The organism is Fulvivirga ligni (assembly GCF_021389935.1).
GTDB classification, from domain to species: Bacteria; Bacteroidota; Bacteroidia; order Cytophagales; family Cyclobacteriaceae; genus Fulvivirga; species Fulvivirga ligni.
Genome location: NZ_CP089979.1, coordinates 5,045,263 through 5,061,518 on the forward strand (window position 1 = coordinate 5,045,263; position 16,256 = coordinate 5,061,518).

Consider the following 16,256-nt stretch of genomic DNA (forward strand, 5'->3'; position numbering starts at 1 on the left):
GCAACTAAATATAGTTACTTTGAGTTATGTCTAAGAAACAAAAACTTATAGATAGATTTCTAGGCATGCCATCTGATTTTCATTATGATGAGATGGTTCAGCTACTAAGCTATTTCGGATATAGCGAGGTTAAGAAAGGAAAAACCTCAGGATCTCGAGTTAAGTTTAGAAATGATGCTGGCATCAACATATTACTTCATAAACCACACCCAAGTGGAATCATGAAAAAATATCAGATGAAACAAATAAAGGAAACATTAGGAATATGAAATACCTGAAATATAAAGGCTACACAGGAAGTATTGAATATAGCCCTGAAGACAATTTAATGTATGGAAAAGTACTAGGAATAAAAGGTCTCATATCTTATGAGGGTCAAACTGGGAAGCAGCTCGAAGAAGATTTTAAAGAGGCTGTAGATACTTATCTTGAGGATTGCAAAGAGGAAAATTCAAAGCCTGAGAAACCCTTTAAAGGAAGTTTTAATGTGCGGATTCCTTCAAGCCTCCATCAGCAGGCAGCTCTTTTGGCTATGGAAACCCAAACTTCGCTGAACAGTTTAGTCACAGAAGCCATCCGATTTCGTATTTCAAAAGAGGTTTAGCCTTAACCTACCCCCTGGCACAAATATTATTATAGGCACAGAATTTACACTTTTGTTCATCATCAGTTTGGTCAAACGGCACTTCTTTATCAAATAGCTCCACCAAAAGTTTCTTAAGTTCTTCGGTGTATTCAGGCAGATAAAACTCAGCGTTTCTTACGCTACCAAATTTTCTATGTGAGAGCAGTACATCTTCTCCCAGGAAGAGTGCGTCTTTATTAAATACAGCAGGAACCATGGTTTCTTCTGGCATCTTTTCTCTCTCATAGAGCAAAGCATAATACATGGTCTGAAAGGCCACCTTATTCTTCTTTTTTCTATCAAAAAGACTTTCTATGTCTTCGAAATTGTGCTTATCCTGACCAGTTTTGTAATCAATCAGGCGGACGTTATTATCCTTTCTGTCTAGTCTATCGATGGTGCCTCTAAGGCCTACAACCTTCTCAGAATCAGCCAACTCCACAGGGATATTGAGCTCATACTTTTTCTCCAGGCCTATGATATCAAAGGGAGCATACTGCTCATCCAGCTTTAATATGCTGTTCATGAAATCCTTTATAATCTCCTTAGCAATAATGTTTTTACCCTCAAAATAGAAAACACGATCCTCGCTTACTGAAAACTGTTCCCGAAAAGCTTTGACTGCCGCCCTTTCAAGCCTTAAACGGATGCTCTTAAAATCCTCTTTTCTAATGGTTACACCTGAGTTTCGTTCATCGAGATAATCTTTATAAAGCACCTCCATGGCGTAGTGAAGCACATTACCTAAAGAACGAGCATCCACATCTTCATCTATATCATCCTTTTCATAAAGATCGGCCACGTATCTATAGTAGAATCTAAGTCTACAATCTAAATAAGTGCTTAACGCAGATGGAGACAGCCTTTTATAACTATGCTCACCTCCTACCAAATACCTTTCTAAACTTTTCAGAACAGCTTCATCCTTCGGCACTGAGATCACTCTGCTTTCCTCCAGTTCGGCGTAGTTAGCTAACACTTTTTGTTGTATTGCAAAGCCTGATTCATGGATCAATTGCTGCAAAAATCGGCTCATTTCTTCACCTCCAAGGTCATTACCTTCAGTATTATAGTACATCTCTATATTACTGGCCCGCTGCAATAGCCTGTAAAAAAGATAAGCATAGATGGCATCTTGCTGATCAAAATTGGGCAGACCGTAAGCCTTTCGTAGATTATATGGTATAAAAGAATGCTTACCACCTTGCGATGGAAAGAAATCTTCATTCATTGAAAGGACAAATACATGCTCAAAATCCAGATTTCTGGTTTCCAGCACCCCCATGATTTGAAGTCCCTTGAGTGGTTCTCCTGAAAATGGAAGACGCTCAGTGCGAATGAGCTGCTTGAACAATCTACTGAAAGAAGCCAGATCAGTCTTTCTATCTGAGGTGGCAAGTACCTCAGCATATCGGTTAAGAATCTGATAAAAATGATGGATATACTCCACCTCAATGCCAGAGGCCTCTGATCCATTGTGTAAGGAAAGTAAAATATCAGAAATATAGGTCACAAGATCATCCTGAGCAGGCCTGAAAATGGTTTTTATCAGAGGCAGGTCAACCAAATCTCCCTCCATAAGAAACACCTTGTTATCCTTTTCAATAGATTCTGCCAGCGCTTCAATATTCTCCAGGTCAAAAGGTAACACCAACGGATGTCTTAAAATGGCCAATACCGGTTTGAAACTGTAAAGCACATTGTCATCAGGATCTTTACGGATAGTACGTTGTAAATCCAGAATATGCTCAATAAGGCTATTAATCGGTGCATACGCCAGAGGAAAACCCATGGTTACATTTATGGCACCTATGCCATCAGGCAATGAATGGAGCAATGGAAACAATAAAGCCTCATCGGCCAGTACCACTGCAATTTTTCTCAGATCCAGATCAGGATCAGCTTCCAGAAGCTCTCCCAAACGCTGACCTACCACCTTAGCCTGCCCCACATACTGCGGCACACCTATGATCTCAATATTTTTTTCTTCTTTAAAAAACTGAGGATTCTCCGCAGGGAAGGAGGACGCGAATATATTTTTGCCTTTGTATTCCCTAAGAAAATTACCTGCTTCCTGATTTTTATCTTCTACATAATAAGCATCAAGATCCCAGATAATTTCGGCATTCTTATTTTCTATGAAGTAGCTGATTATCCTTTCCTCGGCCAGATTCAAAGCATTGAACCCACCGAAAATCACCGGACCATCGGCTTTCTTAAATTGTATACGACTCAGATTATCAGCCACATAGCGATATTGCATTCCTTCATAGGCCAAATTCTGATCTTTAAGCGTCTTCTGAAAGGTAGTGTAAACTTTAAACAACCTGTCCCACACAAACTCAAAACGCTCCTTTTGCTCAGATTTAGTTTGATCAAAGCCCTGCCAGAATTTCTGGATGATCTCCTTCTGCTCGGGCATTAGAAAATCAAAGGTGAGATCGAGCTGCTTTTGTTTGCTTAGGTTAGTATACAAATTCTCGGTGTTCACCAGATATTTATCTACATCATCAAAGTCTTTAAGCAACATTTGCCCCCAATAATAAAATCTGTCAAACCCTTCTCCTGTTTTCATCACCTTGGAGTAAACTTCAAAAAGCTGATGGGTAAGAAAAAGCTTGTCTGCCGTTTGAGTTGGAGATTGTAGCGATATAAAATCCTGAAAAGAAAGCACATTCGGAGACCATGTAGGTTTGGTTACGGCTTCGCGAAGACTCTCCCTCAAAAACAATCCGGCCCTACGGTTAGGAAATATTACAGTGACATCAGCGAGGTGATCACCATGCTCCTGGAGAATTTTCTCCGCTATTTCCTGAATAAATTTTTTCATTGGTCTCTTAATCTTTTCTCAGCGGCTCATTTGGCTATGACAACTCAAGTTTACAACCATTTTCATATAAAAGAAAAGATGTCTTAAGAAGCTTTGAATCAAGTACTTTAAGACATCTTCTAAATGCTGTAACTGGTTATTACTGCAAATGTACCAAGCAATATGGAGGTAACTAACTTTTACGGCAGTGAATGAAATGATTCACGCTAATCCATGTTGGTTTTATTTAATGATCTATTGATAGCGTAAGCAGCACTGATAAGCCCCAAGTGCGTAAATGCCTGTGGGAAATTACCCAACTGCTCTCCTCGAAGGCCTATTTGCTCTGCGTAAAGCCCAAGGTGATTACCATAAGAAAGCATTTTTTCAAAAAATAAACGTGCTTTTTCAAGTTCACCACCACGACATAGACATTCCACATACCAGAAAGAACACACTGAGAAAGTTCCCTCCTCAGACTCCAGTCCATCCACGTTATCACTAGTATCGTATCTGTAAACCAAAGAATCTGTAGCCAGCTTTTCTTCTATGGCCTTCATCGTAGATTGCCACTTAGGATCATAAGGACTGATGAATCTTACCAATGGCATTAAAAGCGCAGATGCATCCAGCACCTCGGCTCCTTTGTACTGAACGAAGGCCTGCATGTCTTCATTCCAGAATTCTTCGTATACATTTTCAAAAATCTCGTCACGGATTTTTCTCCATCTCTCAAATGGATATGGGAATGAGCGTTTTTCGGCTAACCTTACACCTCTATCTAACGCCACCCAGCACATTACTCTAGAATAAAGAAATTCCTTTTCTTCAGATCTAATTTCCCAAATACCATGATCAGCCTTGTTCCAGTTATCACACACATATTCAATCTGCTTGGAGAGTGACTTCCAAAAATCATAGGTAACAGGCTCTCCGTATTTATCATAGAGATAGATACTATCCATTAACTCACCGTAAATATCGAGCTGTAGCTGGCTGTAAGCTTCATTACCAATACGTACTGGTCTGGAATTTTTGTACCCTTCCAGGTGATTGAGCTCTTCTTCATGCAGATCTGCTTTTCCATCTACGCCATACATCAGCTGAAGCTCATGTTTATCATCCAGGTTTTTATCGAACTGCTGGCGTATCCAGTCCATGAAATGACCGGCCTCTTTGGTATAACCAAGTCTAATGAAAGCATACATGGTAAAGGCGGCATCTCGCACCCAGGTGAATCTATAATCCCAATTTCTCTTGCCTCCTATGTGCTCTGGCAAACCGAAAGTGGCAGCAGCCACAGGTGCTCCGAACTTATGTGAGGTAAGCAACTTCAATGTGAGCGCTGATCTGTTTACCATATCCAACCACTGGCCTTTGTAATTCGACTGGCTGATCCAGTCTTTCCAATAGTTTACGGTTTCGGTAAACAGTTCATGAATTTTTTCATTCAGGTTGCTGAAATTCTGTGATTCATCTTCCTCAGAATTGACAGCCTCCAGCACGAAGCTAGCTGTTTGCTTTTCTTCCAGCACAAACTCAGCGGTAGCATCAGTGTCATTGATCTCCAAATCCATATCAGAAATAAGCCTGATAAATTTAGCCTGATCGCCATCTTTAAAATAAACATGGTTTTTGTTCTTCTGCGTTACAGTGCCTTTCGCCCGCGCATAATCAAAGCGGGGCTGGCAATTCATTTTGAAGGATACCTTCCCACGGATTACAGTCACCTTTCTGATCAGTTCACAGTTTTCTTCCAATGATTTTACAGGCATAAAGTCTGTAACCTCCACCATTCCCTCATAAGCTAAAAATCTGGTTACCAGAACATTAGTATCAGGAAGATATTGCTGTTTGTAATCTACCTCCTTCAAATCTGGAATGATTTGAAAGCGGCCACCCTTGTCCTTGTCCAGAATGGAAGCAAAAATAGATGGTGAATCGAACCGTGGAAAGCACATAAAGTCGATGGAGCTATCCATGCCTACCAGTGCTATTGTGTTTTGATTTCCTATTACGCCGTAATTGGCTATAGGATTATAGTCATTATCTTTTACTTCCATATCTTTAATTTAACCATTATCACTGAAACCTGGATACAATGTCATGCCACCATCTACATAAATAGTTTGACCTTGCACATAATCAGAATCATCTGAAGCCAGCCACACAGCAGCTTTGCCAATGTCTTCTGGTTCACCAATACGCTGGTAAGGAATTAATTCCAATAGCTTTTCTCTGGATTCTTCATCCTTCCAGACCTCTTCGTTTATTTTAGTTTTGATAGCACCAGGACTTAGCGCATTAACACGAATTTTATGCTTACCTAGCTCCTGAGCCAATGTTTTCACAAACATGAGTATACCTGCTTTGGATGTAGCATAGTTAATATGCCCTCCCCAGGGAATGATATCATGTACTGAGCTCATACAGATGATTTTACCAGCTGCCTTAGAGCGCTCCTCCACAATTCCCCTTCTTAAAAATTCTTTGGCTGCTTCTTTAGCACAGATGAACTGGCCATTTAAGTTGATATCTATAAGGCTCTTCCAATCATCGATTGACATATCCAGGAAAGAGGCATCTTTCTGCACCCCAGCATTGCTGACCACGATATCCACAGTGCCAAATGCTTTGATAGTCTGCTCAAACATATTGCTCACCTCTTTAGGTTTGCTGGTGTCTGCCTGAACAATGATGGATTTACCACCCACCTTTTCTATTTCTTCCTGAGTTTCCTCAGCTCCTTCTTCACTACTAAGATAATTAATACAAATGTTAGCTCCTTCTTTAGCCATTTCAATAGCTATGCCCTGACCTATGCCTGAGCTGGAACCAGTTATTATTGCGGTTTGATTTTCTAATTTCTTCATGGTTTTCTTTTGATTAAAAGACATAGTTATAATGTCTCTCCATGAAGAATTGTTAGATAAAAAGGCCTTTTTAGTTTGAGTATTATAAAACTTCTACCACATCATCTTCGGCCAGGTACCATAAGAAGCCCTGTACCTTTTCATAGCCCATTTCTGAAAGTAATGTTTTGTAGTTCAGCATCTGCTGCTGATCATTCTTTTTGGGCAAACCGGTTTTATAATCGATGATAATAGCTTCCTTATCTTTTATGACAACCCTATCCAGTCGGTACTCTGCTTCTGGCGAAATTATTGGCATTTCATTATATACTTTCCAGCCCTGATCATACCAGGCTTTTGCCTTTTGATTCGCTAAAAGCTTATTAAGAAGCGTCTCAATCTCCTGCTTTTGTTCCTGATTCAGGCCTTCTTCGTAATACAATGCTTCTAAAGCCTTATCCTTATCTTCCAGAACCTGAATCTTAGATAAAAGCTTATGTATCAGGATTCCATAGTTGATTTTCACCCTTCTTTCATCCTCTTCTGTGAACTCATTACCTGATTGTTTTACAGTGATCTTGGTTCTCCAGTCAAAATGTTGGTATGACTTTAAAGTTACGGCTGGGGAAGGTTTCTCCTCCTCTACCTCAAACTTAAATTCTCTATTACCATACTCAAATACATTTTTTTGAACATCCCATGATTCTTTAAGTTCAAAGTTTCCATGGTCCAGGGTTTCTCCCAGTACTTTGGCAATGTTCTTTTTGTTATCCGGCGCCATAACCCACAAATTATGAGCAGCTCTCGTAAAAGCTACATAAAGCACATTCAGGTTATCCAGGTGGGCTTTTATCTTCTCCTCGTCATAATCTTGCTGGTAAAAGGTGTTTGCTAGATCCTTTTTATACTTGAGAGGAAGGTGGCCAATATTAAACGGCTCCTTGTCTGTAGCTGTCCAGATAATCGGCGATCTCTGATGATCGATCTCCCAATCACAGAAAGGCACAATTACCGATGTATATTCAAGTCCTTTTGATTTATGGATAGTCAATATTCTGATGGCATCTAAATCATCAGCCACCTTAATACTTTCCTTAGAAGCCCGTTCATCCCACCATTCCAGAAATGAAAACACATCTCCTTTTTCATTCTGAGAGAACTTCAGCATCAAATCCTGAAAAGTCTGGAGGTAAGCAAACTGACCAGGGATCTTATTCACCTCAAAGATATTGATGAGGTTTTCCACCAGTTCATAAAAAGGCAAATGAAGCAGATAGGTCCTTTGACTAAAGAATAACGCTGGCAACCACTTTTCAAATTCTCCCCTGCTCACAGACTGAAAGAGATGGCTTAATGATTCTTCAGAATTTTTAATGGCCTTTTGATACTCATATACCAGCTGAGCCTTCACCACTTTATCCTTTTGATCATGCATGTACCGTAAGGCAGAAATCACGACTCTCACTGCCGGCGATGCTGAAAGAAATAAAGATTCATTGGAGACCACATCGTATCTATAACCTGCCTTGGCCAACCCAGATTGCTCATAATCAGACAGATAATCAGCCACATCTTTTCCTTCGCTATTTCTTCTCACCAAAATAGCGGTTTCCTTAAGCGGAACACCCTTATCCTGCAACTCTTCAATGATAGCGGGCAGCTGGCGACTTACTTTCTCCTTCCACTTGTCATCTTCTTCATCTTTATGAAAAGTGATATTTACATAACCTTGCGGATTACCTGACTTGTGGGACGGTATGTTCTGATAAGTATCTTCATATACTTTATCCAGCACCTGCCAGGCCGGATCTTCGTCACTTCCGCCCGCCTGCATGAGCACTTTAGGTATTAGCTTAAAAAGGCTATTATTAAACTGGATTACATTAGCAGCACTACGAAAGTTAGTATCAAGTACTCTGTTATCTGTGCGGTTACTGCCAATATCATTTTCTATTTTGCTAAGCAACAGCTCCCAGTCGCCACCGCGCCAGCGATAAATGGACTGCTTGATGTCTCCTACTACCAGGTTTTTATAACCCTGAGCCAAACTATCATCTACCAATGGCTTAAAGCTATCCCACTGAAAACCAGAAGTATCCTGAAATTCATCTATTAGATAATGCCTGTAGAAAGATCCTACTTTCTCATATACAAATGGTGTGTCCGCATCTTGCACCAGTTCCTTCAAAAAACGGGTGGCATCAGAAATGAGCATAACATCATTTTCCTTTTTATACTCCTGCAGTTTACGGGTAAGATCTGACAGTAAACCATATCCGTACAAGAACTTCTTGATCTGTAAGGCCGTGCTATAGGCAGCAAACTGCTTCTCATAATAAGTCACAGACTGATTGAGAACATCTTCCAGCCCCATGGCCAAAACCGATTCGATAAGATCTCCCTTTTTAGAAGTTTTCTTGTACCAGCCTCCACTTTCAAGAGCGCTAGTCAATCGCTTACCCGGCTCGTAGTTTTTATTTTGCTTGCAGATTTTACTGAGGTGCCCCATTGCACCACTTTTCCCATAAGAGAAATCTGTTATATCCAATCCGTTTTTCTCCAGCATGTCCAGCCCCTCACATCCTAAAGCATGCATTTTATTTTCAAAAACAGCAATTATCTCATCAACAGAAGCTTTTAACTTTTTAATCAATGAACGATCATGACCCGCTATTTCATCTTCTATCCTCTTGAAATTTTCATTGAAAAGCTCCTTGGCGAGATCTTTAATATTCTTCCTAACGTCCCAGTTATTACCTTCCTGAAGATTTTCACGAGCAAAGCGAATGATCCATTCTCTAATCTGCTTATTCTCTGTAACTTCCAGTAGCAGGTCATCCACTATCTGAATGAGGATAAGCTCAAAATCAAGTTCCAGGCGATAACTTCCTGCCAGCCCGAGCTCTTTGGCAAAGCTTCTAATTACTTTTTGAAAAAAGGCATCAATAGTGCTTATTGAGAAGTGAGAATAACCATGTAGAATGCCTACCAAAATAGCTCTGCATCTGAGCTGAAAAGCATTTTCATCCAGACCGCTATGCTGCATGAGCTCTTCCGCCATGCCATCCATCTGGCCTTCAGAAAATTCATGGAGCTTTTGAATTATACGATTTTTCATCTCTTGCATCGCCTTATTGGTAAAGGTCACAGCAAGAATGTATTTGTAATAATAGGTATTTTTAAGAGCCAGCTTCAGGTATTCCTTAGTAAGCGTGTAGGTTTTACCAGAACCGGCTGATGATCTATAAATGATGAAATTTTCTGCAGACATGTAGCTGTAAAATTATGAAATAGCCACCTGAAAAGAGGTATTTACGAACATATTCCTTCTACTTAGCTATAAAACCTACATAATGTTCAATTAAACATTAAATCTCTTTTTAATTATTAAAAAAGTAATAATTTCAGCCCTGTAACAAAACCAACATACTAGAATGAAATCGAACCTATTTTTTGCAGCTATAGCGGCTTGCTTTTTACTTTTTGCATGTGGTGATGATGAGGGAAATGATCCCGGAGCCACCGTTGAAATTGATGCGCGAGAAACCTTCCACTTAAAAATGGATGATGTAACTGCTTTCGGGCCTACATTAACCTTTGACTTAAGTGACGAGTTAAGCGGCCATTCTGATCCGGAATTCAATATCAATCAGATATACTTTGGTGTAAATAACTACACTGGACAGGCTTCTAATATTACAGTAAAGCTGCAGGTGGTAGGAAATAGTGCCACTGTAACTAGTGCCAGCCAGGTAATTGCTAATATCAATAATGATCCTTCAGGGGTTAATATCTCATTATCTGATAATTCCTTCTTCAACATCATTAACAGTGATCTGGAAGACGACAATAAAGTGCGAATCACAATTTCCGGCTCCCTAGATGCCAAGCCCTCAGAATTTGATTTAGTTGTAAGACTTAAAGGAACAGCCAAGTAGCTATCCCTTAATAGAGTAAGTAAGCACAGGCCGTTTGGTGTGGTTCACCACATCTTCGGCTATGCTTCCTGCCAGCAGGTGCGATAAGCCCGTTCTTCCATGCGTAGCCATAGCTATCATATCAGCCCCTACCTCTTCAGCATAATATATAATGCCTTCTTCTTCAGAAGTCTCATTGAAAATTCTCTCCTCGTAATTCTGAACACCCAGTTGCTCAGCAAAAGCCTTTAGTTCCTTCACTGCTATGCGGTCTGACTGGAAATTATTAGGTGTATTGATCTTGACAATATAAAGCTTAGCCCCGAACATCTCCTGAAAAGCTTTGACTACACCAAATGATTTCACCTCATCTGGATCTAAAGCAGTGGCATACACCATATTCTTAAAATCAAGATTAGCTACTTTTTCATGAATAGTGAGCACAGGACACTTAGCATGACGCACTACCTTTTCGGCATTAGACCCAATAAGAAACTCTTCCAAACCGGAGCTGCCTTTAGTACCCATCACTACCAGGTCTACCTTATGCTCGCTTACAATATCCTTTATATTATGATAAGGACTACCAATTCTAAGCTCTTGCTCCACCACTACATCTGCATAGGTGGGATCAGCGGCCAGAGTTTCAAGGTCTTTCTTACCTTTTTCTATCATCTTCATCATAAAAAGACGATCCTCCATCTCGGGCAGTTCTACCTCTCCGGTATAATGAATGGAAGTAACATTGGTATCTTCAATAACATGTATGATCATTATAGCGGCACTCATCTTTTTGGCTATCTGATGAGCAGCCTCTAAGGCATAATTAGCCTGATCAGAGAAATCGGTGGGAACAAGTATTCGTTTCATGAGTCAAGTATTTATGATGAATACCTAAAGTTAGCATAGATTAGCTGAAGTGTGGGTAACGTAAGTCACCTAAAAGGTATGATTAATATCATGAAAAGATGCATTATAAACTTGTTAAAGATATTTCAAAACATATATAAACTTAAACCCTGCTGCCAGATCAGGGCTCACTTCTGTACCTTCCTCCGTATTATAATGATCCTCGAAAAGATACCTGGAATCTTCATCATCAAATTCTATCCAAACAGGGTCTACATTAGTAAAAGCATTCTTTCTCACACGAAACCCTAATCCAGTATACATGTGAATGCCTATTTTATCAGAAAGTAAAAATTGAAAAGAGTTTTTTAGAAGTAGTCCCATTTTCTGCCTTCTGAAGTCGGCATGATTAAAGGCTAAAGTATAGTCATCATCGACATTATATAATTTAGAAGCGTAATAAACATCCGTGTGATGTATATAGAAAACTTCTATGCCCAGAAAATAACGATAACGCTTATATCTATAGGCCTGATATTGCCATTCGTTTCTTAATTCATATAATCTATATCTACTTCCAACCTCACTACCTGGAAAAGCAAATTTTTGATGACCATATCCCAGAGTTATTGATGCATCCCATCTCGGGGTAATGTTTTTATTAAAGCCAATCTTAATTTTTGGAGTTTGAAAATTAATGATACTCAAAGGCTCAATTGTAAGGTAATCTGTCCGTAGGAAGGCGTGGTTAGCACCTTTTTGGGCCCATAGCAACTGGGGCACAACCACCATTAATATGAGCAAAGCTTTTTTCATAGACTATCAAGCATTAAATATAACTAAACTTTGAATATTTATTATTTACTAAGTTATAATTAAAGAATCCTTAACTTTCAGCTGATGTTTAATTCCAGAAAGAAAGAAGAAGCCAGGTTACTAGAGTCCTTCGGAAAGCTAAAGGACGAATCATTCTACTTTGATAAAATAGACCGATACTTTAGGAAAAACATTCCATCCGGCACGCTCCAGACCATCGATGACAAAACCTGGAATGATCTGGATATGGACGAGATTTTCATGTTTTTGGATAGAACCCAGTCACAAATTGGGCAACAATACCTTTACCATACGCTAAGATCAATCCCAAATAGTGGTCAGTTGGCAGATCAACGGGAAAAACTCATTCAGCAATTACAGCAGCACCCTAACTTAAAGAAAAACCTACTTTATCATCTTTCTCGCCTCTACGGACACGACACTTACTTTATAAATATGCTCTTTCAGCATAACCATATGACCCGCCCCGGCTGGTTTTGGTTGGTACCTGTTCTTTCTTTTCTCTCTGTAGCAAGCATTGTAGGTGTGTTTTTCATGCCTCCGTTCTTACTGCTGATTGTATTATTATTAGCCGTAAACCTGGGTATACATTATTGGAATAAAAAGAATCTATACCATTACTCTGGGGCTATCATCCAGTTTATTAAGCTGAAACAAGTGGTTAAAGAAATCCTCAAAAACCCTGAATTAAAGACTGATAATGAAAGGCTTAGATCAAGTGTACAACAGGTAGATCATATCAGTAAAAAGTTTTGGTTATTCAAACTGGAAAGCAAAGTACAAAGTGATGCCGGCCAGGTGGCCGAATTCATTTTAGAACTCATCAAAGGCTTTTTCCTTTTGGAACCCTTGTTACTATTCAGTGCCATTCATGATATCGATAGCAAAAGAGATGCTGTAGAATGTTTATATCAATTTATAGGTGAATTAGATGTGGCCCTTTCGGTATTGGCCATAAGGGAGAATTCCGAAAATTATTGCCTCCCACAATTTGATGAAGGCAAGCGAATAAACGCTAAGGAAATGTATCACCCGCTGGTAGTTAACTGCGTAACAAACCATATCGACACGTCGGGACTGTCAATCCTCCTTACAGGCTCTAATATGTCTGGCAAAACCACCTTTATCCGGACATTGGCATCAATTGCATTCTGGCCCAAACCATCAACCTGTGCTTTGCCAAAAGTTTCACTCTACAACGGACCAGAGTACTCTCTGCCATTCGCATATCCGATGATCTTATGAGCGAGAAAAGTTATTATTTTGAAGAGGTGAATACTATAAAAGCCATGCTGGAGCAAAGTAAAACAGAAGCTCCTTGTTTATTTCTGCTAGATGAAATGTTTAAAGGTACTAACACCATTGAACGAATATCTGCTGGTAAATCAGTGCTGAGTTATCTAAATCAGGGCAACAACATGGTAATCATATCCACTCATGATATTGAATTAGCCCATTTACTAGCCGACAGTTACAGCTTATACCACTTTGCCGAAAATGTAGAGGGCGATGAGATTTTATTTGATTATAAAATAAAAGAGGGCCATTTAAAAACTACCAATGCCATTAGAATACTAGAAATCAACGGATACCCAATCTCAGTGGTAGATGAAGCAAAAGCTATCTCCGAGACCTTAAGAAAATAACTAGAGATTATACACTTTTTGCCAAAGCTCAAATGCAGGCCTTAAGTTGCCATTCTCGTCGAGAAGCCCCGTATCTCTCCATATTTTACCCAAGTCTTTGGCTTCCTCTGGAAATGTTTCCCACAGTTTATCAAAATCTCTGTGCGCCCACCAGATGGTAAATAAATAGTTATGATCTGTGGCATTTTTGAGCAAGGTTTTCAAATACTGATATTGCTCGCATTCATCGGCCAGTATAGTTAGATTATAACTTTCAATCTCTAATGTTTCAGCCAAATATGCCGTTTCAGAGATGGCCACTGGCACTGAGGTATGATCATGCAAAAAATCAAATGCTTGCTGAAATTCAGCTTCTTCATGTAAACCTTTCATAAAAGCATAAAAACTGATGGCCGCAAAGTCAAAACCATTCACAAATGACTCTACGTCAGCCACGTATGTAGCTTTATCAGACACATCGTCTGGTAAATACCAGTTGTGCAAGGTGATGGAAACTGAAATCGGTAAATTAGGAAAATCCATTTTCAGGTTGGAATACACGGCCTGGAGCATCTGCTTGCTATCATTCCACATGGCTGGTGCACTTTCATCGTATAGTTCATTGAGTTCCATAGCCATCACCAGATAATCAGGACCAAACTCATCTATTACATATTTAAGATGCTTATAATAGGCAGACTCCAAATCATTAACAGACTCATAATCAGGCACAAGCCCATCATAATCTTCTATCACATCTGTTCTATCTGCATTAAGCAGGCTTACAGCAAGCATCAGCTTTTTACCGGAGGGCTTATGACTGACTTTATACGATACTAGATCCGTAAATTCTTTAGGCAAAGCGGTATCATTTCTCCAGGCATTCCACGGAATGCGATAATCTAATTGCTCTACATAGATATCACCATGGTTTTCTATGAAGTCATAGGTATTTTCCACCTCTGCTTCATCAGGCCCGTAGCTCCAGGAGGTAAACCCCATATCGAAGTTGCGCGCGGTAATAGCAAGTGGTGCTTGGTCATTACAGATCTCATCATCAGGTAGGTTTTCGTCCTCACAACCAGAGAGTAATATTACTATAAACGACCAGAAAAATAGATTTATATACCTAAGCATGGCTACGATATGAGTTTTTTTAGTAAAATTTGTTATTCTGTAAAAACAGCACAATATATTAAATCAATTATTTAAAACCACCTATGAAAATCAAACATCTGTTACTCGTGGCTTTAATGATACCCACACTTAATGCCTGGGCTCAAAAAGCTAAAATAGAACTAAATCTTACAAAAGGAGAAACGTACTCTCAGTCTCAGAAAAGCACCGCCAAAGTAAGCCAGCAACTAGGAGGTCAAAGCATGGACATTGATATGATCATTACCGGATCTACCGACTACACTGTAACTGCCATAGAGGGTGATGTTTTTAGTATGGATGTAAAATATACATCGCTAAGCATGAGCATGAATAGCCCTCAAGGAAAAGTTGAATTTAGCTCTGAAAATAATGGTAAGGATATGATGTCTCAGGTATTCGCTGGCATGAAAAATAAAGTATTTCAAATTAAAATGAATAAAATGGGCCATGTTACCAGCTTAAGCGGATTAGATAACCTTTGGAGCGTTATTGATGACTTTGAAGGTGCAAATGATGCTCAGAAAGAAGCTGTAAAGGCACAATTAATGCAAAGCTATGGTGAAGAAGCCTTTAAGTCTAGCATAGAATTAATATTTGCAGTATATCCAAAAGAAAAAGTGGCCCCAGGAAGTAAATGGGAGGTAGAAAACAAGATACGTAACAGCATGACGGCGGATTTGAATGGAACTTACAAGTACGTAGAAGCTACCAATGATAGTTATATTATTCATGGTGAATCTGAGGTAGCTACCGATCCTTCAAAAACAATGACAACTAATGGAATGGAAATTAGCTATGATCTTCAAGGCAACATGATCGCTGATATTAAAATAGATAAAAAGTCAGGATGGATCACTGAAGCTACGCAAAAACAAACCATGTCTGGTAAAGCAATGACAGGTGGAATGGAAATACCAATGTCAATAAATACTGAGAGCGAATTCTCTAATTAAAAAGCTTGATTTAAATCACTGGCAGCTTAAACTGTTTCTGCCGCCAGTGATTTACTTAATAACCATTCTTTAGCTTCCTCCTCTGTTTCAGTAATCTTAATTTGCCTTTTCGTAAACAGCACGATAGAATTAACCATTAGCTTGGTTAGTGCACTTAATCCAAAAACAGCTGTAGCTACATTATAAGGATTATTCTTTTTCACCACCTCTTTTACTTTCTGCAGTAGCTCCTCATTAAACCTCAATCCTTTGGCATTCACCAAAGAGTAGACGGATTTTTCCGGTCTGGTCCGAATAATTTCATGACTTCTATCAAACACCGCCATGGCTTCTGGAGCCGTAGCATCCTGAACATTTACATATACCACCTCTAAATTTGCGTAGCGAATTATTTTGCACTCTTTCATACTTCTCTTGTTTATTTTTCGGAAGGCTATAATAGCAATATTCCCACTGGCACGCCGTGGAGTATTTCCTATATGATTACTGCTGTAAGATTGGGTTAATATTGTTTGGTTTTTACCTCATCCCAGCCCTTTCTCTTGCGAGGAGAAGGGAGATAAGCTTATCCATATTTGTAAGGAGGATTTGTATAGGTAAGTATTTGTAATGCCACTTCTTATTTACAATT

Annotated in this window: 14 protein-coding genes; 6 read left to right on the top strand and 8 right to left on the bottom strand. The window is 39.3% G+C overall.

From position 1 onward, the window contains the following. The first annotated feature begins 26 nt into the window (after positions 1 to 26). The gene (locus LVD16_RS21190) at positions 27 to 269 is read left to right on the top strand and encodes a type II toxin-antitoxin system HicA family toxin (protein WP_233770292.1); all 243 of its coding nucleotides are present in this window, start codon (positions 27 to 29) and stop codon (positions 267 to 269) included. Further along, complete coding sequence (locus LVD16_RS21195) at positions 266 to 604, top strand: type II toxin-antitoxin system HicB family antitoxin (protein ID WP_233770293.1); 339 nt, start codon at positions 266 to 268, stop codon at positions 602 to 604. The genes LVD16_RS21190 and LVD16_RS21195 overlap by 4 nt, the downstream gene beginning before the upstream one ends. 7 nt (positions 605 to 611) lie before the next feature. On the opposite strand, the gene LVD16_RS21200 is transcribed toward LVD16_RS21195, so the two are convergent. From LVD16_RS21200 to LVD16_RS21215, 4 genes are all read right to left on the bottom strand, one after another. Then, a complete protein-coding gene (locus tag LVD16_RS21200; RefSeq protein WP_233770294.1) occupies positions 612 to 3,455 on the bottom strand; it encodes a PD-(D/E)XK nuclease family protein in 2,844 nt (947 codons plus the stop codon). Between the two features lie 206 nt (positions 3,456 to 3,661). Further along, positions 3,662 to 5,497: a glycoside hydrolase family 15 protein gene (locus tag LVD16_RS21205; RefSeq protein ID WP_233770295.1), complete on the bottom strand. Its 1,836-nt coding sequence runs from the start codon at positions 5,495 to 5,497 to the stop codon at positions 3,662 to 3,664. Between the two features lie 9 nt (positions 5,498 to 5,506). After that, the gene (locus tag LVD16_RS21210) at positions 5,507 to 6,307 is read right to left on the bottom strand and encodes a glucose 1-dehydrogenase (protein ID WP_233770296.1); all 801 of its coding nucleotides are present in this window, start codon (positions 6,305 to 6,307) and stop codon (positions 5,507 to 5,509) included. Positions 6,308 to 6,389: 82 nt separating this feature from the next. Beyond that, positions 6,390 to 9,557: a UvrD-helicase domain-containing protein gene (locus LVD16_RS21215; protein WP_233770297.1), complete on the bottom strand. Its 3,168-nt coding sequence runs from the start codon at positions 9,555 to 9,557 to the stop codon at positions 6,390 to 6,392. 163 nt (positions 9,558 to 9,720) lie between these two features. On the opposite strand from LVD16_RS21215, the gene LVD16_RS21220 reads away from it, so the two are divergent. Continuing rightward, positions 9,721 to 10,224, top strand: a complete 504-nt coding sequence (locus tag LVD16_RS21220; RefSeq protein ID WP_233770298.1) for a hypothetical protein — start codon at positions 9,721 to 9,723, stop codon at positions 10,222 to 10,224. On the opposite strand, the gene LVD16_RS21225 is transcribed toward LVD16_RS21220, so the two are convergent. Both LVD16_RS21225 and LVD16_RS21230 read right to left on the bottom strand, forming a co-directional pair. Continuing rightward, entirely contained in the window at positions 10,225 to 11,073 is an 849-nt protein-coding gene (locus tag LVD16_RS21225; RefSeq protein ID WP_233770299.1) for a universal stress protein, read from the bottom strand. It abuts the gene before it with no gap. A 114-nt stretch (positions 11,074 to 11,187) separates the two neighbouring features. Further along, positions 11,188 to 11,868: a hypothetical protein gene (locus LVD16_RS21230; protein ID WP_233770300.1), complete on the bottom strand. Its 681-nt coding sequence runs from the start codon at positions 11,866 to 11,868 to the stop codon at positions 11,188 to 11,190. 84 nt (positions 11,869 to 11,952) lie between these two features. On the opposite strand from LVD16_RS21230, the gene LVD16_RS21235 reads away from it, so the two are divergent. Further along, positions 11,953 to 13,134, top strand: coding sequence for a hypothetical protein (locus LVD16_RS21235; RefSeq protein WP_233770301.1), 1,182 nt, complete (start codon positions 11,953 to 11,955; stop codon positions 13,132 to 13,134). Further along, the gene (locus tag LVD16_RS21240) at positions 13,059 to 13,535 is read left to right on the top strand and encodes a MutS-related protein (RefSeq protein ID WP_233774613.1); all 477 of its coding nucleotides are present in this window, start codon (positions 13,059 to 13,061) and stop codon (positions 13,533 to 13,535) included. Before LVD16_RS21235 ends, LVD16_RS21240 begins: the two co-directional genes overlap by 76 nt. Here the strand turns inward: LVD16_RS21240 and LVD16_RS21245 are convergent, their stop codons facing one another. Then, complete coding sequence (locus LVD16_RS21245) at positions 13,536 to 14,651, bottom strand: hypothetical protein (protein WP_233770302.1); 1,116 nt, start codon at positions 14,649 to 14,651, stop codon at positions 13,536 to 13,538. Positions 14,652 to 14,734: 83 nt separating this feature from the next. Between LVD16_RS21245 and LVD16_RS21250 the strand changes: the two genes are divergently transcribed. Further along, positions 14,735 to 15,625, top strand: coding sequence for a DUF6263 family protein (locus tag LVD16_RS21250; RefSeq protein WP_233770303.1), 891 nt, complete (start codon positions 14,735 to 14,737; stop codon positions 15,623 to 15,625). Positions 15,626 to 15,651: 26 nt separating this feature from the next. On the opposite strand, the gene LVD16_RS21255 is transcribed toward LVD16_RS21250, so the two are convergent. After that, complete coding sequence (locus LVD16_RS21255) at positions 15,652 to 16,032, bottom strand: hypothetical protein (protein ID WP_233770304.1); 381 nt, start codon at positions 16,030 to 16,032, stop codon at positions 15,652 to 15,654. Positions 16,033 to 16,256: the final 224 nt, after the last annotated feature.